The following is a 22096-nucleotide window of genomic DNA, read 5'->3' on the forward strand; positions in this document are numbered from 1 at the left end:
GCGGCACTGTGCAACCCCCGTGCAAGCAAAGGGATAACGTACATCGACATGGGCACGACTGCAGTGGAGCGCCCCGCGCCCACGAGTACGACACAGGCCCGTCGGCGGCGGGTTGTGGGTCTGGGCATGCTGGCGGTGATCCTCGTGACCGTGGGGACGGTGTCGTTGGCCGTCGGTGCGCGCGCGCTCAGTCCCGCCGAGGTGTGGCAGGGACTGTTCGCGGCGCCGGACGCCGACCAGCGGCTCACCGAGATCAGGCTCATCGTGCAGACCGTACGGGTGCCCCGGACGGTGCTGGCGATCGTGGCCGGCGTCGCCCTGGGGGTCGCCGGCGCGTTGATCCAGGGCTACACGCGCAACCCGATCGCCGACACCGGCCTGCTGGGGGTGAACACCGGCGCCTCGTTCGCCGTGGTGTCGGTGATCGCCGTGTTCGGGTTCTCCAACCCGTTCCAGTACGTCTGGTTCGCCTTCCTGGGTGCGGCGGTCGCCGGTGTCGTCGTGTTCGGTCTGGCGAGCATCGGCCGGGGGGCCGGCAACCCGTTGACCCTGGCACTGGCCGGGCAGGGGATCACGGTGTTCCTCATGGCGATGACCACGGCGGTCGCGCTGTCCAACCAGGCGTCGCTGAACGCGCTGCGGTTCTGGAACGCGGGCTCGGTGGCCGGTGTCGGATTCGACGTCATCTGGCCGGTGACCGCGTTCATCGCGGTGGGGCTGGTGCTGGCGCTGACCACGCTGCCCACCATCAACCTGCTCAACCTGGGCGATGACGTGGCGCGGGGGCTCGGAGCGAACATCGCGCTGAGCCGGACCGTCGGCATCGTCGCCATCACCCTGCTGGCGGGCGCGGCGACGGCCGCGTGCGGCCCCATCGCGTTCATCGGGCTCATGGTGGCCCACGTGGCCCGCTATCTGACCGGGCCGGACTATCGCTGGCTCGTGCCGTACGCGGGGCTGCTCGGAGCCATCGTCCTGCTGGTCTGCGACATCGTGGGGCGCCTGGTGGTGCGGCCGGGCGAGCTGGACGCCGGTGTCGTCGTGGCCCTCCTCGGCGCCCCGTTCTTCGCGGTTCTGGTGTGGCGCGGAAAGTTCAAGAACGCATGAGCGGGACAGAGTTGAGGCCGGACGGGAAAGAAGTGAAGCCGGACGGGACAGACGTGAAGCCATCGGTGGCGCCGGGCGTGCGGCTCGGCCAGGTGTCGTTCGTATGGCGCCCCTGGCTCGTGCTCGTCACGCTGCTGCTGGCGGCGGCGACCTTCCTGGTGTTCTGCCTGTCCATCGGCGTCGGGGACTTCCCCATCGGCCTGTCCCGGGTGATCCCCACGATCTTCGGCGGCGGTGAGCGGGTCGACGAGTTCGTGATCATGGACCTGCGGATGCCGCGTGCCCTGGCCGGGCTCGTCGTGGGCATCGCGCTGGGGGTGTCCGGGGCGATCACGCAGTCCATCGCGCGCAATCCGCTGGCCAGCCCGGACATTCTGGGGATCACCGGGGGCGCCAGTGCGGTCTCGGTGTTCCTGGTGACGGTGTCGGGCGGCACCTCCGCGGCGATCGTCAACGCCGTGGGCCTGTCCTCGGCGGCGCTCGCGGGCGGTCTCGGCACCGGACTGCTCGTGTACTTCCTGGCATGGCGGCGGGGCGTCGACGGCTTCCGGCTCATCCTCATCGGCATCTCGGTGAGCGCCGTGATGGAGGCGATCACGACCTGGCTGCTGGTCACGGCCGACATCAGGGACGTGGCCCGGGCCCAGGCGTGGCTGGTCGGCTCGCTGGACAACCGGTCGTGGGACGAGGTGTGGGTGGCACTGTGGTGCTCGCTCGCCCTCCTGGTCGTCGTGTCGTGTGCCGCGTTCCAGTTCAAGCCGATGCACTTCGGCGACGAGGTCGCCGCGGGCCTCGGCGTCCGGTACGCGATGGTGCGGGCCGTGCTGCTGCTGTGCGCCGTCCTGCTGGCCGCCGTGGCGGTGAGCGCGGCGGGCCCGGTCCCGTTCGTCGCGCTGGTGGCGCCGCAGGTGGCGATGCGTCTGGCGCGGTGCCCGACACCGCCGATGGTGGCCTCCGGCCTGGTGGGAGCGCTGCTGCTGATCGGCGCGGACCTGGTCGCGCGCACGGCGCTGCCGATCGGTCTCCCGGTCGGCGTGGTCACGGCCGCGATCGGCGGCCCCTTCCTCGTCTATCTGCTGGTGCGGGCGAACCTCAGATAGCTGATACAAAGTAAGGCAAGCCTAAACAAGGGGGCCTTGTGGTCGCTCAGCCCATCACCGGGATCGAGTCCGGGGTCGAGTCCGCGGTCGATGACGCCTCCCGCCTGGCGGCCAGGGGCGTCACGGTCGGGTACGGCGGCCGGATGGTCATCGACGGTCTTGACGTGGCGATACCGCCCGGGGTGATCACCACGATCATCGGACCCAACGGCTGCGGGAAGTCGACCCTGTTGCGGACCCTGTCACGGCTGCTCAAGCCGACCAGGGGGACGGTCGTGCTGGACGGCGACGACATCGTCAAGCTCAGGACCCGGGACGTGGCGAAGAAGCTCGGCCTGCTGCCGCAGGCACCGGTGGCGCCGGAGGGGCTGACGGTGTCGGACCTGGTGGCCAGGGGCCGCCATCCGCACCAGAGTTGGCTGCGGCAGTGGTCGTCGGACGACGCCGCCGTCGTGGAGCGGGCGCTGGCCATGACCGGGGTGTCCGACCTGGCCGACCGTCCGGTCGACTCGCTGTCCGGCGGCCAGCGCCAGCGCGTGTGGATCTCGATGACCCTGGCCCAGGGAACCGATTTGCTGCTCCTCGACGAGCCGACCACCTACCTGGACCTGGCCCACGCGATCGACGTGCTCGACCTGGTGGACGACCTGCACGAGTCGGGGTGCACCGTGGTCATGGTGCTGCACGACCTCAACCTGGCCACGCGCTACAGCGACAACCTCGTCGTGATGCGGGAGGGGGCGATCCTGGCCCAGGGGCACCCGCGTGACGTGATCACCGCCGAGTTGCTGCACGAGGCGTTCGGACTGCGGGCCAGGGTGATCGACGATCCGGTGGGCGACCGGCCGCTCATCGTGCCGATCGGTCGCACACACGTCCAACTCGGCTGAGTTCTCAGAAAGTTACAAAAGTTAGGCTAGGCTAACCTCACCTGCGCACGATAAGGTTTGCCTGCCCTTAGACGGGGGCGCAGCGGACAGCGCGACAGCAAGGGACTTCGAATGCTCCTCCATCGAACGACGCTCAAGAGATCCCGGCGGCGGCTGGCGGCGGTCGTGTCCGCCGCGACCCTCGGCGTCGGCCTCCTCGCGGGATGCGGTTCCGACTCGTCCGACTCGTCCGACTCGTCCGACTCGGACAAAGCGGGCGACAGCACCACGACCGCCCCCGCCGGCGCGTTCCCGGTCACCGTGGAGCACGCGTTCGGAACCACGAAGGTCACCGAAGCTCCGAAGCGGGTCGTCTCCGTCGGCTACACGGACGACCAGACCATCCTGGCGTTCGGCATCAAGCCGGTCGGCATGGTCGACCAGTACCCGAATCCGCCGGGCAAGACCCCCGACATCAACACCCAGTGGCCCTGGGTGAAGGACAAGTGGGGCGACACGAAGCCCGAGGTCATCATGAAGAACGGTGACTCCGGCCCCAACTACGAGAAGATCGCCGCCCTGCGGCCGGACCTGATCATCGCCGTGTACTCCGAGGTCGACCAGGCGGCCTACGACAAGCTGTCCAAGATCGCTCCGACGGTGGGCCGTACCAAGGCCGAGAAGGAGCCGTTCAGCGCGCCCTGGCAGGACAACGCGCTGCACATCGCCAAGGCACTCGGCAAGGCCGAGGAGGGCGAGAAGATGGTGGAGGGCATCCAGGGCCGGCTCGACGCCGCCAAGGAGGCGCACCCCGCGTTCGCGGACCAGACCGCCGTCGCGCTGTCCTGGTACGAGGACTCCGTGGCGCCGTTCACCTCCACCGACGTGCGCGGACGACTGGTGTCGGGCATCGGCTTCAAGTACCAGACCGAGATCGACAAGGTCGCGGACGGCAGCTTCTACACCAAGCTCTCTCCTGAGCGCATCGACCTGATCGACGTCGACCACATCTTCGTCATCAACGACAAGGCGGACACGGACGCCCTGAAGAAGTTCAAGCTGTTCACCAACCTGGACGCTGTGAAGAAGGGCAACGTGTCGTACCTGCTGGACAGCGAGGGCCCGGCGGTCGGCGCGGCCATCTCCCAGGGCACCCTGCTCTCCATGCCGTACGCGATCGACGAACTCGTCAAGTCGGCCGAGTAGGTGTGAGCACCACCGACACGCGCGTCGCCCCGGCCACCCTGCGCACGGCGACCGGACGCGAGGCCGGCCGATGGGTCGCGGCGCACTGCCGCGAGGTGCCGTGGCTGACCGCGGCCACCGTGCTCACCACGGTGGCCGGGGCGGCGCTCCAGGTGCTCCCGGTGCTCCTGCTCGGCCGGGTGGTCGACGGGGTCGTCGAGGGCGAGTCGCGCTCCGTCCTGGTCACGGTCGGCGTGTGGATGGTGGCCGCGGCGCTGCTCGGCGCGGCGGCCACCGCTGTGTCGACCTACCTGATCGGGAGGCTGGGCGCGGATCTGCTCGCGCGGCTGCGGGAAGGCGCCGTACGGGCGGTGCTCGGGATGCCGAGCGCACGCATCGAGCAGGTCGGCCGCGGGGACGTGCTGTCCAGGGTCGGCGACGACGTGGCCGTGATCTCCAAGGGCATCCGGACGGCCGTGCCCACGGTGTTCTCGGCGGGCGTGCTGGTCGTCATCGCCACGGGCGGCATGTTCGGCCTCGACTGGCGGCTCGGCCTGGCGGGCGCCGGCGCGCTGCCCGCGTACGCGCTGGCCCTGCGCTGGTACCTCCCCCGGTCCGCCCCGCTCTACCGGAAGCAGCGGGTGGCCCAGGCCGACCGCGCGCAGGCGTTGATGAGCGGTCTGAACGGTATCGACACGGTCCGGGCCTACCGTCTTGAGGGCGCCTTCCGCGAGAAAGTCACCAGTGAGTCGTGGCGGGTGCGCGAACTGGGTATCGAGGTGTTCCGGTTCTTCGGCCGGTTCGTCGGCAGGGAGAACCGCGCCGAGTTCATCGGCCTGGTCCTGATCATCGTGGTGGGGTACGCCCTGCTGGAGGCCGATGCCGCCAGCCTGGGCGAGGTGTCGGCGGCGCCGTTGATGTTCCACCGGCTGTTCACCCCGCTGGGCTCCATCATGTTCACCTTCGACGAGGCGCAGAAGTCGGGGGCGAGCCTGACCCGGCTGGTCGGGGTGCTGGGGGAGGCCGCGGAGGACCGGCTGGTGGGCGACGCCACCGTCACGGCGGCGGACGCCGCGGCCTACCCGGTGACCGTGCGGGGGCTGACGTTCAGCTATCCCGGCAGCGAGGAACCGGTCCTGCGGGACGTCGACCTGACGATCCCGGCCGGCGGTTCGCTCGCGCTGGTGGGGGCGACGGGCGCGGGCAAGACGACCCTGGCCGCGCTGATCGCGGGCATCGGAACACCGCAGGCCGGCTCGGTGCGCGTCGGGCCGACCGACCTCGCCGGTCTGGACGAGGCCGGGGCGCGGGCCCTGGTGAGCATCCTGACGCAGGAGACGCACGTGTTCTCCGGTCCGCTCGCCGACGACCTGCGGCTGGCCGCGCCGGAGGCGACCGACGCCGAGCTGACGGACGCGTTGCGCACGGTCGGCGCCGACGCCTGGGTCGACGCGCTGCCCGACGGGCTCAGCACCCTGGTCGGCGAGGGCGGCGAGCGCCTGGACGTCACCAAGGTCGCCCAGATCGCCCTGGCCCGGCTGGTGCTGGGCCGGGCGCCGGTGGTCGTGCTCGACGAGTCGACCGCGGAGGCCGGCAGCGAGGGCGCCGCCGCACTGGAGCGGGCCGTCGTGGCCGCGTGCGCGGGCCGGACCACGCTGTTCGTGGCGCACCGGCTGACCCAGGCGATGGCGGCGGACCGGATCGCCGTGCTGGACGCGGGACGCGTCGTGGAGCAGGGAACGCACGAGGAGTTGGTGGCGCTGGGCGACCGCTATGCGCGGCTGTGGCGGGCCTGGCGAGAAGGTAGTTAGTCACCCCGAGTACATCCCTGAGCAGGTTGGGCCAACTTTCATGCCTTGGAAGGGGCGCTGAGTCTTCGATGGTGGAACCGAGCGCTCGTCTCGTACTGCTTTCTCCCGCGCGACTGGCCGACGTGCGCCGGCGAACCGGCGACTTCTCCGACCGGACCATCGCCGGAGCGTGCGCGATCGGGCTGTCGTACTGGGCGACCGGCCGGAGCCCCGCGGGCATCGACCTCACCCCCGGCACGCTCTTCGCCGACGTCCTCGGGTGGGTCGACAACGGCGGGGACGGGCCCGGCGGCTGGGCGGTCGGCACGGACGGCGGGAGCGGCTGGAGCATCGCCGTCCCGCAGGACGTGGTGCCGGCCGAGGCGCAGCTCGCGCTGGACGACCTGGCCGACTTCCCGGACCGGCCCATCGGCACCATCGGCCCGTCCGGACCGGCGGCCAGGCTCTCGGCCCTGGCCGAGTGGAACGACACCCGGGCCGACCGGGTCCGCCCGACCATCGTGGAGATGTTCCGCGAGCAGGCGCGGACCAGGCCGGACGCCGTCGCCGTCGTCGACGAGCACCGGTTGCTGACTTACCGTCAGGCAGCCGACCTGTCGGCCCAGTTGGCCCACCATCTGATCGAACGCGGACTCACCGCCGAACAGGTCGTCGGCATCTCCCTGGGCCGCTCCGCCGACATGGTGATCGGGCTGCTCGGCGTGCTCCAGGCGGGATGCGCGTTCGTCCCCCTCGATCCGCAGTGGCCCGCCGCGCGCCGGGCCGTCGTCATCGACGACGCCCGGGTCGTGCTGCAGCTCAACGACTCGGGCGAGCACGACCCGAGTGAACCGGAGGCCGTGGCCGTCGACCTCGGCGACTGGCGGTTCGGTTCCTGCCCCACCGAGGGGACCGGGGTCACCGTCCCCGGCGCGGCCCTGGCCTACGTCATCTTCACGTCCGGTTCGACCGGGCGGCCCAAGGGCGCGATGATCCGGCACGAAGCGATCAGCGAGCGCCTGCTGTGGCAGGTCGACGAGATCCTGCGCTTCGGCCACGACGACGCGTCGCTGTTCAAGGCGCCGCTGTCCTTCGACATCTCCATCAACGAGATCTTCCTGCCGCTGGTGTCCGGCGGCAGGCTGGTGGTCCTGCGGCCCGGCGGCGAACGCGACCCGCACCACCTGCTGAGCGTGATCGCCCAACACCGCGTCACCTTCACCTACCTGGTGTCGTCCATGCTGGACGTGCTGCTGGAGATCGCGGGCGACTCCGGGCAGCTGGACAGCCTGCGGCACGTGTGGTGCGGCGGCGAGGTGCTGACCCCGGAGCTGTACGAGCGGTTCCGCACCCGGCTCGACATCCCCATGTACCACGGCTACGGCCCCGCCGAGACGACGATCGGCGTCTCACACGTCATCTACCGGGGTGCGGCGGAACGCCTGTCGACGTCGATCGGCAAGGCCAACCCCAACACCCAGTTGTACGTCCTGGACGACGAGTTGCGCCCGGTCCCGGTCGGGGTCGGCGGCGAGCTGTACGTGGGCGGCTTCCTCCTGGGACGCGGGTACGTGGGCGCGCCCGGCCTGACGGCCTCCCGGTTCGTGGCCAACCCCTTCGCCGACGACGGGTCCCGGCTGTACCGCACCGGTGACCTCGCGCGCTTCGCCCCGGACGGCTCGCTGGACTTCCTCGGCCGGGCCGACAACCAGATCAAGATCCGCGGAATGCGGCTGGAGATCGAGGACGTCGAGGTCGGTCTCGGCGAGCACCCCGGGGTACGGCACACCTGCGTCGTCGCGAAGAAGAACACGGCCGGCGGCACCTATCTGGTGGGATACGTGATCCCGGCCGCCGGGAGCGAGGACCTGCGGGCGGACGAGGTCAAGGCGTGGGCCGCCGAGCACATGGTGGAGTACATGGTGCCCGCCCACATCGTCGTGATGCGGGAGTTCCCGCTCACCGCGAACGGCAAGCTCGACCGGAACGCGTTGCCGGAGCCCACGATCGGGACGGGCTCCCTCATACCGCCCGGCACCGAGAACGAGCGCGCGGTGTGCGCGGCGGTCGCGTCCGTTCTGCGGCTGGACGAGGTCGGTGTCGACCAGGACTTCTTCCAGCTCGGCGGGGACAGCATCCTCGCGATCTCGCTGCTGAGCGCGCTGCGCGAGGCGGGTCTCCACGTCACGGCACGGCAGATCTTCACCCACAGCACGGCGGGAGCGCTGGCGGCGGTGGCCGGCCGTGAGGACGTCTCCACCGTGGACCACGCCGACGTCGCGACCGGGTCCGTCGTCGGATCGCCCATCGTGCAGTGGCTCGGCGAGACCACGGACGCGATCGACGGCTTCGTCCAGTCCGTGGTGCTGAACACCCCGGCCGACCTGACCGCCGGCGCCCTCGACCGGATCCTCGCCGCCGTGGTCGGCCGGCACGACATGCTGCGCGCCAAGCTGGTGCGCGGCGACCGCTGGAGCTTCGCCATCCCGGAGGCGGGCCAGGCCGCGGCCGGGTGGCAGGAGAGCGACCGGCCGCTCGACGAGTGCGTCGCGCTCGCCACCGGGGAACTGGACCCTGCGGGCGGCGTGATGCTGCGTGCCGTCTGGCGCCGCGAGGCACGGCAACTGGTCGTGGTCGCCCATCACGTGGTGATCGACGGCGTGTCCTGGCGGGTCCTGATGGAGGACCTGGCCACGGCGTGGCGGCAGTTCGCCTCGGGCGCGCCGATCGAACTGCCCCCGGTGGGCACGTCGTTCCGGCGCTGGACGCAGTTGCTGGAGCGCGCGGCCTTCGACGCGGACAGTTCCTACTTCCGGGGTTCCCTGCCGGGAGTGGACCAACCGGTGGGCAGGCGCCCGCTGTCCGAAGCCGACACGGTCGCCAGGGAGCGGGTGCGGACCGTCTCGGTCGGACCCGAGGTCACGGCCGCGCTGCTGGGCGGGATTCCCGCGAGGTTCCACGCCGGCGTCAACGACGTCCTGCTGACCGCGCTCGCCGTCACCCTCGCCCGGTGGCGCCGCGACCTCGGACAGGACCAGACGTTCGCGCACATCGAACTCGAAGGCCACGGCCGTGAAGGGCAGTTCGTGGCGGGCACCGCCGGCTTCGAGCCGGAACTGTCGCGGACCGTGGGCTGGTTCACCACCCTGTTCCCGGTGACCGTGGACTGCGGCGCGGCGGCCGACCTCACCGCACCCGAGTACCTGGCCGCCGCACTCAAGGCGGTCAAGGAAGACCTCGCCCGGGTGCCCGACAACGGCGTCTCCTACGGCGCCCTGCGTTACCTGACCCACACCGAGTTCGACGCGCCCGCACCGCAGGTGCTGTTCAACTACCTGGGCCGCTTCGACGCGGGCGCCTCGGGCGACTGGCAACTCGCCAGGACCACCGGACAGCTGGGCGAGAAGCGCGACCCGAGGATGCGCCTGCCACGTGCCCTGGAGTTCAACGCGATCGCCGAACCCGCCCCGGACGGCGGCGACTACGAGCTGGTCACCACCATCTCCTGGCCCGACGGGATGTTCACCGACCAGGACATCACGACCCTCGGCGCCTACTTCCGGACGGCCCTCGCCCAACTGGCCGCGCTCGACCAGGGCGGCCACTCTCCCAGTGACTTCGCCCTGGTGCGGCTGACGCAGGCCGACGTCGACGCCCTGGACGGACCGGCGCTGCGGGACATCCTGCCGCTGACCCCGTTGCAGGAGGGCCTGTACTTCCACTCGGTCTTCGACGACGACTCGGCGGGTGCCTACGTCGAGCAGCAACTGCTCACCCTGGACGGCGACGTGGACGCCGGCCGGCTCGCGGCGGCGGCCACCCGGCTGCTCACCCTGTACCCGAACCTGGCCGCCCGGTTCGTATCCCTCGCCGACGGCCGTGTGGTCTCCGTGCTGGAGAGCGGCGTGGAGGCGCCCTTCACCACGCTGGACCGTCCCGGCATCACCGACGACGAGATACGCGACCTGGCCGAGCGGGACCGCCGCGCCGGGTTCGACCTGGCCACCGGCCCGCTCATGCGGTACACGCTCATCCGCGCGGGCTCCGGCCGGAACGTGCTGGTGCAGACCGTGCACCACATCATCGCCGACGGCTGGTCGGTGCCGCCGATGCTCCGCGCGCTGCTGGCCGAGTACCACGCGCCGGGCACCCGTCACCCGCTCGGCGGCTTCCCCGACTACGTGCACTGGCTCGCCGGGCGCGACGAGGACGAGAGCGACCGCGTATGGCGCGAGGAGCTCGCCGAGCTGCCCGGCCCGTCGCTGGTCGCCGAGGGGCACACCCCCTCCGACCGGTTCGCCGACACCGCCGTGGAGCCGGGGGACGACCTCGACGCGGCCGTCCGGTCGGCCGGTGTGCCGCTGAGCGTGGCCGTGCACAGCGCCTGGGCGGTGACGCTGGGCGGCCTCCTGCACGGCACGGACGTGGTGTTCGGCTCCACGGTGTCCGGACGCGACGCCGACGTGAGCGGCATCGAGGACATGGTGGGTCTGTTCATCAACACGATCCCCGTACGCGCCCGGTGGGCCGGCACGACCACCTCCCGCGAGCTGCTGGCCTCCGTGCGGGCGCACCAGGGCGCGGTGCTGCCGCACCAGCACGTCTCACTGGCGAGGATCGGCCGCCAGGCCGGCGCCGGCTCACTGTTCGACACCCTCGTGGTGTTCGACGTGGCGACCGATGTGAACGCCCTGCGGGGACCCGACGACACGCTGGTCATCACCGGCATCGCGAACGAGGGAGCCCCGCACTACCCGTTGACGCTGGTGGTGGAGCGCACGCTCGACGGCCGTCCGCGCTTCCAGCTGATCTACGACGGTGAGCTGCTGCGGGAGGCGAGCGCCCGGACGATCCTGCGCACGTTCACCTCGACCCTCACCGGCCTGCTCACCCGGCCGGACGCCCTGGTCGACGACCTGGCGCCCGTGAGCGACCGGCGTCCCGCGCGGATCACTCCGACGACCCTGGGCGGCCTGTTCGACGCCGCCGCGCGCCGCGACCCGGCCGCCACCGCCGTCACCCAGTGCGGCCTCGACGGCGGCACCCGGTCGCTGACCTACGGCGAACTGACGGACGCGAGGAACGAGTTGGCGGCCGTCCTGCGCGGGGCCGGTGTCGGGCCGGGCCAGCGGGTCGCCGTCGCCGTCCCGCGCTCCGTCGAACAGGTCGTCGCCCTGGTCGCGATCGTCACCGCGGGCGGCGCGTACGTACCGCTGGACCTGGCCTACCCGGACGAACGGCTGGAGTACATCCTCGCCGACGCCGCTCCGCAGGTCGTCCTCGTGGAGCGTGAGCAGCGGGACCGCTTCACGCAACTGCTGGCCCGGGCGGGCGTCCCGGCCCGCGTGCTCGTACAGGGGGACGAGCTGCCGGTGGGGGACACCACCGCGGCCGAGGCCGGCCGGCACGACCCCGCGTACGTGATCTACACCTCCGGATCGACCGGCCGTCCCAAGGGTGTCGTCGTCCCGCACTCCAGCGTGGTGACCCTGCTCGCGAACACCCGGCCCGACATGGAGTTCGGCCCGCACGACGTGTGGGTCCAGTTCCACTCCTTCTCCTTCGACTTCGCGGTCTGGGAACTGTGGGGCGCGCTGGCGCACGGCGGTGAGCTGCTGGTCCCGGACTACGCGCTGACCCGCTCCCCGGTCGACTTCCACCGGCTGGTCCGCGAGCGCTCGGTGACCGTGCTCAACCAGACGCCGTCGGCGTTCTACCAGTTCATCGAGGCCGACCGGCATGCCGACGAGCCGGTCACCGCCCTGCGCCGGATCATCTTCGGAGGCGAGGCGCTGGACCTCGGGCGGCTGCGCGGCTGGGTCGAGCGGCACGGCACCGGTGCGCCCGAGCTGGTCAACATGTACGGCATCACCGAGACCACCGTCCACGTCACCCACCGGGTGCTGACGGACGAGGACTTCGACGGGGACGACGTCAGTCCGATCGGCGGTCCGATCCCCGGCCTGGTCACCTACCTGCTCGACGACCGGCTCCGGCCGGTGCCGCCGGGCCGGGTGGGAGCCATCTACGTCGCCGGCGACCAGGTGTCGCTCGGCTACCTGGGCAGGCCGGGGCTCACCGCGGGCCGGTTCGTGGCGAACCCGTTCGCCGGCGACGGCTCCCGGATGTACCACACGGGCGACCTCGCCCGCCGCACCCTCGACGGCGAGCTGGAGTTCGCCGGCCGCGCCGACGACCAGGTCCAGCTCAAGGGCTTCCGGATCGAGTTGGGCGAGGTGGAGGCCGCGGTCAGGGAACTCGACGGCGTGGTCGACGTGGCCGTCACCGTGGCGGACAGCGGCGACCACCTGGTCGCACACGTCGTGGGCCGGGTGCCCGGTGACCTCGTCGAGTCGCTGTCCGCGAAGCTGCCCGTGCACATGGTGCCGGGCCGGGTGCTGCCGGTCGACGCGCTGCCGTTGACGGTCAACGGCAAGCTGGACCGCAAGGCGCTGACCGAGCGGGCCGCACGGACACCGGACGACATTCCGGCGGCCGCGAACGACTCCGCACTCGGCGCATTGGTCGGCATCTTCGCCGACACCCTGCCCGGCACCGCCGTGGACGCCGACACCGACTTCTTCCGCGCCGGAGGCGACAGCATCGTCGCCATCACCGTGATCAACCGGGCCAGGGCGCTCGGCCTGCCGATCGCGCCACGGGACGTGTTCCTGTACAAGACCCCGCGCGCTCTCGCCGAACTTCTGGCGACCAGCGCACCGCGCACACCGCGGGCCGCCGCGACCGCGCCCGCCCGCCGTGCGGACGGCCCACTGCCCCCCACGCCGATCATCCTGCGCCAGCGGGAACTCGGCGGATCCCTCGCCCGGTTCGCCCAGGCCAGGGCGCTGACGGCGCCCGAGGGCACCGGGTTCGCGGACGCCGGGCGCGCCGCGAACGCCGTCGTGGCCGCGCACCCGGCCCTCCGGCTCCGGCTGCGCGTCGAGCACGGGGTGTGGGCGCTGCGCACCGAACCCGCCCGCGAGGTCACCGTCGTACGACCGGACACGACCGACGCGGCGACGGCGGCGAACGAGGCCGCCGGACGGCTCGACCCCGAGTCCGGGGACGTCATCGCGTTCTCGTGGCTGGAGGTGAGCCGGACCCTGGTGGTCACCGTGCACCACCTGGCCGTCGACTCGGTGTCCTGGCTGGTCCTGCTGGACGACCTGGCCACCGCCCTGCGCGGGGAGACCCTGGCACCGCCGACCACCTCCTACGCCGAATACGCCGAAGCACTGAACTCCCGGTCCACCGAGGTCATCGACGGCCTCGGCCACTGGGCGACGACGCTCGGGGCCCCCGCGCTGCTGCCCGAGGTCGAGGGCCTGCGCGAGACCACGGTCGTGCTCGCGCCCGAAGCGAGCGACCGCCTGACCCGCACCGCCCCCGCCGCATTCGGTGTCGGTCTCACCGAGTTGCTGTGCGGCGCCCTGCGCACGGCGCTGACCCGTGTCCAGCCGTCGCCCACCGATCTCGCGATCGAGCTGGAACGGCACGGCCGGGTGCCCGCGCTGGAACACCACGACTACACCCGTACGGTCGGCTGGTTCACCTCCATCGCCCCCGTACGGCTCACCGCGCACACCGATCCCGTCGCGGCGGCACGCGAGGTCGCCGAACGCCAGCCGGACGAGTGCGCGCACGTCGCCTACGGCCAACTCCGGTACCTCAACCCGCAGACGGCCCCGCTGCTGACAGTCCGCCCGCAGGTGCTGTTCAACTACCTCGGCCGGGGCAGCGAGTCCCAGGCGCCGCACATCACCGGCGGCGACCAGGGCAGCCCGTACGCCGTCGAGGTCAACGCGTGGACCGACGCGGCCACCGGAAGCCTGCACGCGGCGTTCACCCTCGCCGAGGGCATCCCCGACGAGATCACCGGACACTGGCTGAGCGCACTGGAACACCTCGCGGACGCCTCCGCGACGGCCGAGCGCACGGCACCGGTCACCCCGCTCCAGCGCGGTCTGTTCTTCCAGGCCCAGATGGCCGGCACGGCCGGACACTACGTCGCCCAGAGCTGGTTCACCTTCGACCGGCGCCTGGACACCGACGCGCTGGCCGAGGCGATGGCGTACGTGATCGCCCGGCACCCCGTCGTGGGCGCCGGCTTCACGACGGACGACGACGGGAACCCGGTCCAGGTCCTCAGCGCCGGGCGGCAAGTCACCGTCCGTACGGTCCAGTTGGGGACGGAGGCGGAGGTCGAGGCCCTGCGTGCCCGGGACCGTGACACCGGCTTCGACCCGGGGGAGCCGCCGCTGATCCGGGTGACCGTGGTGCGCCTGCCCGAGGGCCGCGACGGCCTGCTGCTGAGCTACCACCTGCTGCTGTGGGACGGCTGGTCCCGCGAGATCGTGCTGCGGGACCTCTTCGACGCCTACCGGGCCGTCGTCGCGGGCGAGACACCGGCCCCGGCCCCGGCCACGCCGAGCTTCGAGGACTACGCCCGGGCGCTCGACGCCAAGGACCCCGCCGTATCGGAACGCTTCTGGGCGGAGCACCTGGCCGGCCTCCCCGGCCCGACGCTCCTCGCCGGACCGGCGCCGTCCCTCTCGGACGAGCTGCCGCGCGCGCTCGTGCACACCCTGTCCGCCGAACAGTCGGACCTGCTGCGGGAAGCGGCCAGGGCACACGGCGTCACCCTGAACTCGGTGCTGACCGGCGCGTTCGGCCTGCTGCTCGGCGCGCACACGGGCCGCGCTGACGCCGTGTTCGGCGTGACCGTCTCCGGCCGGGAGGGCGAGGGCCTGGACGAGGTCGTCGGCGTGCTGCTCAACACCGTGCCCATGTGGACGCGAGCACGGCCGGACGACACCGTCCGGGAGTACCTGACGGCCGTACAGGCGGCCAGGGTCGAGGCGATGGAGCACGAGCACCTGGGCCTCGGCGAGATCCAGCGGGCCAGCGGGCACGACACCCTGTTCGACAACCTGTTCGTGCTCCAGAACTTCCTGGACCTGGACGCGTTCGCCGAGATGAACGCCCGGCACGGCGTCACCTCGGTCAAGGCCGACGACTCCACCCACTATCCGTTCACGTGGGTCGTCACGCCCGGCGAACGGCTCACGGTCAAGCTGGAGCACCGCGACGGCGACACCGGGAGCGCTCGTCGTCTCCTCGACGACTACCTGCGCGTACTCGAGGACCTGGCCCGGACGACCGGTCCGGTCGGTGCGTTGCCGGGACCGGGGCCGGGGCCCTCGCGGGAAGCGCGCACGGACGTCGGCACGGACACCGTCGTCGACCGGTTCGACCGGGCGGCGGACCGCGACCCGCAGCGGGTCGCGCTCGTCGCCCACGGCGAGACCATGACCTTCGCGGGCCTCCGGGACCGCAGCCGAGCGGTGGCGGGCGTGCTCGCCCGGCGCGGCATCGGCCCCGAGACGACCGTGGGCCTCGCGATCCCGCGCTCGCTCGACTCGATCGTGGCACTGTTCGCCGTACTGCGCGTCGGCGCCGCGTACGTGCCGCTGGAACTGGACCACCCTGACGAGCGGATCGCCGCGATCGTCGCGGACGCCCGCCCGGAGGTCATCCTCACCGTGAGTGCCGTGTCGCCCCGGCTGACCGGGGATCTGGTGGACCTGATCGAGCTGGACCGCCCGCTGCCCGAGGCCGAGCCGTATCCCACGTTCGCGCCGGACGACCCGGACCGCCTGCGGCACCCCGCGTACACGATCTACACCTCCGGATCGACCGGGAAGCCCAAGGGCGTGGTGACCGAGTACGCCGGGCTCACCAACATGCTGATCAACCACCAGCGCCGCATCTTCGAGCCGGTGCTGGCGCAGCACGGCCACCGGGTCTTCCGGATCGCGCACACCGTGTCGTTCGCGTTCGACATGTCGTGGGAGGAGCTGCTGTGGCTCGCCGACGGCCATGAGGTGCACATCTGCGACGAGGAACTGCGCCGCGACGCACCCCGGTTGGTCGAGTACTGCCTCGAACACGGCATCGACGTCATCAACGTGACCCCGACCTACGCACAACAGCTCGTCGCCGAGGGGCTGTTGGACAACCCGGCGCGGAGGCCGGCCCTGGTGCTGCTGGGCGGGGAGGCCGTCACGCCGACGCTCTGGCAGCGGCTCGCCGAGACGGAGGGGACTGTCGGCTACAACCTGTACGGACCCACCGAATACACCATCAACACCCTCGGCGTCGGCACCTTCGAATGCCAGGACCCGGTGGTGGGGGTCGCGATCGACAACACCGACGTGTACGTGCTGGATCCGTGGCTGCGGCCCCTGCCGGACGGGGTCCCCGGCGAGCTGTACGTGTCGGGCATCGGCATCGCGCGCGGCTACCTCGGGCAGCCCGCCCAGACCGCGCACCGCTTCGTCGCGTGCCCCTTCGGCACACCCGGCGAGCGCATGTACCGCACCGGGGACCTGGTGATCCGGCGGCCCGACGGGAACCTGATGTACCTGGGCCGCACCGACCAGCAGGTCAAGATCCGCGGTCACCGGGTCGAACTCGGCGAGGTGGAGGCCTCGTTCGCGGCGCACCCGGCGGTGCGGTTCGTCGCCGCCGTCGCCCAGCCCGACCCTCAGGTCGACGGGGCGTACCGGCTGGCCGCCTACCTCGTGCTCGACGGCGCCGCCGATCTGGCGGCGGTCGCCGCCGAAGTGGGCGCCGGGCTGCCGGACTTCCTGCGCCCGACGCACTACGCCCAGGTCGACAGCATCCCGCTCACCGTGAACGGGAAGGCTGACACCAAGGCGTTGCCGGAGGCCAAGCCGCTGGGCGCGCTGACCACGGCGGCGGAGCGCGGCCCCGAGACCGTGACCGAGACCACGGTGTGCGAGTTCTTCGCCGAGGCACTGGACCTGGACGACGACGAGGTGAGCGCGGTGAGCGACTTCGTGTCCCTCGGAGGACACTCCATGCTGGCGGTGCGGCTGATCGGGCTGCTCCGCCGGGAGTACGGCCCCGTGGTCACGATCCGTGACCTGTTCACCCTGCGAACCCCGGAAGCGATTGCCCGCCACCTCGATGACCACCACGATGACAACTCCTGACACGCAGCGGCCCCACCCGGGGTCCGACATCCTCCGGACCGCACTGCGCCGCAACGTGGGCGCCATGGTCTGGGGCACCGTCCTCATGGGCCTGTACCAGGCGGGGGAGACCGCCTTCCCCATCGCGCTCGGCCTGATCGTCGAACACACGATGAAGGGGGACCGGAACCTCGGCTCGCTCGCCCTGTCCATCGGTGCGCTCGCCGTGATCATCACGACCGTGTCGCTGTCGTGGCGGTTCGGGATGCGCATCCTGCAGAAGGCCAACACCACCGAGGCGCACCACTGGCGGGTGCGGGTCGCGTCCTGCGGACTCCAGCCGGTGGCCAGGGACGTCGACCTCAAGTCCGGTGAGGTGCTGACCATCGCCACCGAGGACGCCGACCAGACCGCCGACATCATCGAGGTGGTGCCGCTGCTGATCAGCTCGCTGGTCGCGGTCGTGATCGCGGCCGTCGCGCTGGGCCTGGCCGACGTCCGGCTCGGCCTGCTGGTGATCGTGGGAACCGTCGCGATCCTGTCGATCCTGAGCGTGATGTCCAAGCGGATCGGCGCCAGTACCCAGGAACAGCAGGCCCGGGTGGCGCGGGCGGGCGCGAAGGTCGCCGACCTGATCATCGGCCTGCGCCCGCTGCACGGCTTCGGCGGCAACCACGCGGCGTTCCGGTCCTACCGGAAGGTGAGTACGGAGGCGAAACACCAGGCGATCACCGTCGCCCGGGTGAACGGCGTGTACGCGGGCACCGCGCTGGCCCTCAACGCGGTCCTCGCCGCCGCCGTGACCCTGACGGCGGGCTGGCTGGCGTTCGAGGGCCGGATCACCATCGGGGAACTCGTCATGGCCGTGGGTCTGGCGCAGTTCATCATGGAACCGCTCAAACTGTTCTCGGAGATGCCGAAGTACGTGATGATGGCCCGCGCCTCGGCCGAACGGATGGCGCTGGTGCTGACCGCGCCGCCGGTGACGACCCCGGGACCGCGGCGCCCGGCCGCGGGCGGGGACCTCGAGATCGACTGCGTCCGGTACGGGTTGCTGCGCAAGCTGAAGTTGCAGGTGACCGCCGGCGAGTTCGTGGCGATCGCCGCCTACCAGCCGCGGGCGGCGGCCGACCTCGCGTCGATCCTCGCCGTGAGCGTGCCGCCGCACGCGTACGGGGGAGTGGTGCGGGTCGGCGGGCAGGAGATCGCGGACCTGTCGGTCGAGGCGGTCCGCGAGCACATGCTGGTGAACCCGTACGACGGGGAGATCTTCGCCGGTACCCTCCGCACGAACATCGACCCGTCGGGCACCAGCCGGATGATCCCCGAAGCCGTCGAGGCGTCCATGCTGACCGACGTCGTGGCCCTGCACCGCGAAGGCCTCGACCACGCCGTCCGCGACCGCGGCGCGAACCTCTCCGGCGGCCAGCGCCAACGGCTCTCTCTGGCCCGCGCCCTCGCCGCCGACACCGACGTCCTCGTCCTGCACAACCCGACCACAGCCGTCGACGCGGTCACCGAACAACTCATCGCGCGCAACGTCGCCAAGCTGCGCCGGGGACGCACCACCATCGTGATCACCAGCAGCCCGGCCCTCCTGGACGCCGCCGACCGTGTCCTCGTCCTGGAGGACGGTGTCATCACCGCCGAGGGCACCCATCGCACCCTCCTGGCCACGGACGAGGACTACTGCCTGGCGGTGGCCCGGTGACCCGCCGCAGCGGACGGTCGTCGCCGTCAACCGCGTCTCGCTGAACGCCTCTTGCACACTTTTCGGCCATGCCCGCGGTGCACGGAGCGCCGCCGTATCGGACGTTCCGCTGCCCGGATCGACGACGGCCCGGGCGGTGTGAGGCGCGGATGAGCCGCGTGGGCGGCGAAAGTACGGGCCCCGTAAGGGGTATGTGAAGCACTTGCGTGCAAACGGGTCCGTAACCCACACCGCAGTACTTTAACCCTCACCGACCTCCGGCAAGCAGTGGCGCGATCTCGTTCCCCCGGGTCCCTGTTACCGGCGGTTCCGACGTGCGCGCTGAGCTCTCCGCCCGGCGGGCGAGAGGGGTTTCGCCGTGGGACACATGGACCATTTCAGCGCCGGATGGGTCACTCCCGTCCTCTCCTACGTGATGGCCTGCGTCGGCTCGGCGCTCGGCCTGCGGTGCACGGTCAGGGCCCAGGAGGCCGACGGCGCCTCGAAACGGAACTGGCTGCTGCTGGCCTCGTTCGCGATCGGCTCCGGCATCTGGACCATGCACTTCGTCGCGATGATGGGCTTCGGCGTCGAGGGCACCCCGATCCGCTACGACGTCCCGCTCACCGTACTCAGCCTCGTCATCGCCATCGCCGTCGTCAGTGCCGGCGTCTTCACCGCCGGGTACGGGCGCTCGCGCGTCACGTCGGTGGCGCTCGGCGGGCTCGGCACCGGACTGGGCGTCGCCGCCATGCACTACACCGGGATGGCCGCGCTCAACCTGCACGGCACCGTCGTGTACGACCCGTTCCTCGTCGTCACCTCCGTCGTGATCGCCGTCGTCGCCGCGACCGCCGCGCTCACCCTCACCCTCATCGTGCGCGGTCCCGTCCTCGCGACCGCCGCCGCGCTCGTCATGGGGCTCGCGGTCAGCAGCATGCACTACACCGCCATGTACGCCGTCGACGTCAGCCTCGCGCCCAGCAGCGCCGAGCTGCCCGGGGCCACGGCCACCGAGTTCCTCTTCCCGCTCGCCGTCGTGCTCGGCTCGTTCCTCTTCCTGACCTCCGCGTACGTCGCGCTCTCCCCGACCGGCAAGCGCGCCGAGTCCGTCGCCGCCGAACTGCTGCGCGAGGTCGAACTCTCCACCGCGACCGCCGCCACGCCCGCTCCCGCCACCAGCGCGACCGCCTGAGCCGTACGTCCGCACAGCCGCACCGCACACTTTCGAAGAGGTATCCCATGTCTGTCGCCCGCGCAACGGAACGGCTGCGTCCCCGATCGGTCCGGGCCAAGATCGTCGCCCTGCTCATGCTGCCCATCGTGTCCCTGATGGCGCTGTGGGGCTTCGCCGCGGTGACCACGGCCTCCAGCATCGGCGACACCGAGCGGGTCAAGGACGTCAACGCCGAACTCCTGGCCCCGGTCGACGAGTTCGTCACCGCGCTGCAGGCCGAGCGGACCGCCGCCGCACGCCGCGCCGCCGCGCCGGACCCGGCCGCCCTCGACGCGGTCGAGCAGGCCCGGAACGTCACCGACAAGGCCGCCACCGCCTTCCGCCACGGCGCCGACGCCGCCACCGCGGACGCCGAGCTCCTCGACGCCCAACTGCCCGCCCGCATCGAACGCCTGGAGGCCGACGCGGGCGGACTCACAGCGCTGCGCGCGCGGACCGACGCGAAGGGCGCCGCCCAGACGGCGTTCACGGGATACTCGACGGTCATCGACCACGCCTTCGCCGTGACCGGCGCGCTCACCGGCGAGAACGGCACCCACGCCGCATCCGAGGCACGGGTCGTCCTCGAACTCGCCCGCGCCCGCGAGGCCGTGGCCCGGGAACAGGCCCTCCTCGCCGCGGGGAGCGGGACCGGGAAACTCACCACGGAGCAGTACGCGCAGTTCGCCGGCGCCGTCGCCACCCAGCGGGAGCTGCTGAAGCCCGCGGTCGCGGATCTGAAAGAGACACACCGGGCGGCGTACGACGCGGTGCTGAAGAGCGGGAGTTACGACACTCTCGCGGCCGGCGAGGACCGGGTGCGCGGTGCCGGACCCGGCACCCCGGTCGTCTCCGCGGGCTTCCTGAGGGACTGGGACAACGCCGCCGACGCCGTGCTGAAGGGCCTCGCCGAGGCCCAGTCGGACGCCGGTACGGGCGCCACGGCCAAGGCGAACCCCTTCGGCTGGGACACGCTGGGCGCCTCCGGCATCGCCGTCATCCTCGGCCTGGTGGGAGTGCTGCTGTCGCTGCTCGTGTCCGTGGGCGTCGGTCGCGGGCTCATCGTCGAACTGCTCGACCTGCGCAACTCCGCCCTGGAGGTCGCCGGACGCCGGCTGCCGCGGGCCATGCGCAGGCTGCACGCCGGGCAGGGCGTGGACATCGACGCCGAGGCCCCGATGCGCCGTCTCGTCGGCGACGAACTCGCCCAGGTGGGCAGCGCACTCACCGCCGTGCAGCGGGCCGCGCTCAAGGCCGCCTCCGAGCGCGCCGACCTGCTCCACGGCATCTCCGGGGTGTACGTCAGCCTCGCCCGCCGCAGCCAGGTGCTGCTGCACCGCCAACTCGACCTGCTCCACCAGCTGGAGCAGCGCCCGCGCGACCCGGCCGAGACGCACGACCTGTACCAGGTCGACCACCTCGCCACCCGGATGCGCCGCCACTCCGAGAGCCTGCTCATCCTGTCCGGTGTCGCGCCCGGACGAGGCTGGCGTGATCCGATCCCGCTGGTGGACGTCCTGCGGGCCGCCGTCGCGGAGATCGAGCAGCCGGGCCGGGTCCAGATCTGGGCCGTCCCTCGCGTCTCCCTCCACGGCGGCGCGGTGGCGGACGTCATCCACCTGCTCGCCGAACTCGTCGAGAACGCGGCCTCCTTCTCGCCGCCCAGCGCCCCCGTCCAGCTGCGGGCCGGCCGGCTGCGCGACGGCCTCCTCATCGAGATCGAGGACAGCGGCTTCGGCATGAACGAGGAGGCGATGGCCGAGGCCAACCGCAAGATCCAGTCCGAGAACGTCGACCTGCTCGACGCCAAGCAGATCGGACTCTTCGTGGTCAACCGCATCGCCGCCCGGCAGGGCCTGCGCGTCGAACTGCGCGCCTCGGCGAGCGGCGGCGCCACGGCGGCCGTCCTCATCGGCGAGAACCTGATACGGGACGACATGCCGGTGCACGACGCGGCACTCCCCGACGGCCAGGACGACGGCCAGGACGCCGGCCGGGCACTGGCCCCCGCGTCGGCGTTGATCCCGCAGCAGCGGGGGTGACGAGGACGCGAGGACGCCGGCCGGCGGGCCGTACCGCCGGGCCAGGCGTGCCGCTCGCCGCTCTGCACCCCTAGGGCCTGTCCGGCGGCCCCACTCT

The 22096-nt window shown here is 71.9% G+C and carries 9 protein-coding genes; all 9 read left to right on the forward strand.

Annotation, left to right across the window (positions count from 1 at the left end):
* The first annotated feature begins 48 nt into the window (after positions 1 to 48).
* The 9 genes from ACZ5XS_RS13740 to ACZ5XS_RS13780 all read left to right on the forward strand — a co-directional run bounded on the left by ACZ5XS_RS13740 (position 49) and on the right by ACZ5XS_RS13780 (position 21999).
* A complete protein-coding gene (locus tag ACZ5XS_RS13740) occupies positions 49 to 1107 on the forward strand; it encodes a FecCD family ABC transporter permease (RefSeq protein ID WP_468650853.1) in 1059 nt (352 codons plus the stop codon).
* Positions 1104 to 2207 carry a FecCD family ABC transporter permease gene (locus ACZ5XS_RS13745; RefSeq protein WP_468650855.1) on the forward strand — a complete coding sequence of 368 codons (1104 nt, stop codon included), beginning with the start codon at positions 1104 to 1106 and terminating at the stop codon, positions 2205 to 2207. Before ACZ5XS_RS13740 ends, ACZ5XS_RS13745 begins: the two co-directional genes overlap by 4 nt.
* Before the next feature lie 38 nt (positions 2208 to 2245).
* Positions 2246 to 3097, forward strand: coding sequence for an ABC transporter ATP-binding protein (locus tag ACZ5XS_RS13750; RefSeq protein ID WP_468650857.1), 852 nt, complete (start codon positions 2246 to 2248; stop codon positions 3095 to 3097).
* A 111-nt stretch (positions 3098 to 3208) separates the two neighbouring features.
* Positions 3209 to 4282, forward strand: a complete 1074-nt coding sequence (locus ACZ5XS_RS13755) for an iron-siderophore ABC transporter substrate-binding protein (RefSeq protein WP_468650859.1) — start codon at positions 3209 to 3211, stop codon at positions 4280 to 4282.
* A 2-nt stretch (positions 4283 to 4284) separates the two neighbouring features.
* On the forward strand, positions 4285 to 6072 hold the full coding sequence (locus tag ACZ5XS_RS13760) for an ABC transporter ATP-binding protein (RefSeq protein ID WP_468650861.1): 1788 nt from the start codon (positions 4285 to 4287) through the stop codon (positions 6070 to 6072).
* 68 nt (positions 6073 to 6140) lie between these two features.
* Positions 6141 to 17072, forward strand: a complete 10932-nt coding sequence (locus ACZ5XS_RS13765) for a non-ribosomal peptide synthetase (RefSeq protein ID WP_468650863.1) — start codon at positions 6141 to 6143, stop codon at positions 17070 to 17072.
* Entirely contained in the window at positions 17059 to 18762 is a 1704-nt protein-coding gene (locus tag ACZ5XS_RS13770; RefSeq protein WP_468650865.1) for an ABC transporter ATP-binding protein, read from the forward strand. Before ACZ5XS_RS13765 ends, ACZ5XS_RS13770 begins: the two co-directional genes overlap by 14 nt.
* Before the next feature lie 358 nt (positions 18763 to 19120).
* On the forward strand, positions 19121 to 19936 hold the full coding sequence (locus ACZ5XS_RS13775) for an MHYT domain-containing protein (RefSeq protein WP_468650867.1): 816 nt from the start codon (positions 19121 to 19123) through the stop codon (positions 19934 to 19936).
* 47 nt (positions 19937 to 19983) lie between these two features.
* A complete protein-coding gene (locus ACZ5XS_RS13780) occupies positions 19984 to 21999 on the forward strand; it encodes a sensor histidine kinase (RefSeq protein WP_468650869.1) in 2016 nt (671 codons plus the stop codon).
* Positions 22000 to 22096: the final 97 nt, after the last annotated feature.

It is taken from the genome of Streptomyces sp. NPDC033131, from assembly GCF_055578365.1.

Excerpts from the sequence above, each read along its gene's own strand:
- ACZ5XS_RS13740 (WP_468650853.1), top strand. The coding sequence starts at position 49 with ATGGGCACGACTGCAGTGGAGCGCCCCGCGCCCACGAGTACGACACAG.
- ACZ5XS_RS13745 (WP_468650855.1), top strand. The coding sequence starts at position 1,104 with ATGAGCGGGACAGAGTTGAGGCCGGACGGGAAAGAAGTGAAGCCGGAC.
- ACZ5XS_RS13755 (WP_468650859.1), top strand. The coding sequence starts at position 3,209 with ATGCTCCTCCATCGAACGACGCTCAAGAGATCCCGGCGGCGGCTGGCG.
- ACZ5XS_RS13765 (WP_468650863.1), top strand. The coding sequence starts at position 6,141 with ATGGTGGAACCGAGCGCTCGTCTCGTACTGCTTTCTCCCGCGCGACTG.
- ACZ5XS_RS13770 (WP_468650865.1), top strand. The coding sequence starts at position 17,059 with ATGACAACTCCTGACACGCAGCGGCCCCACCCGGGGTCCGACATCCTC.
- ACZ5XS_RS13780 (WP_468650869.1), top strand. The coding sequence starts at position 19,984 with ATGTCTGTCGCCCGCGCAACGGAACGGCTGCGTCCCCGATCGGTCCGG.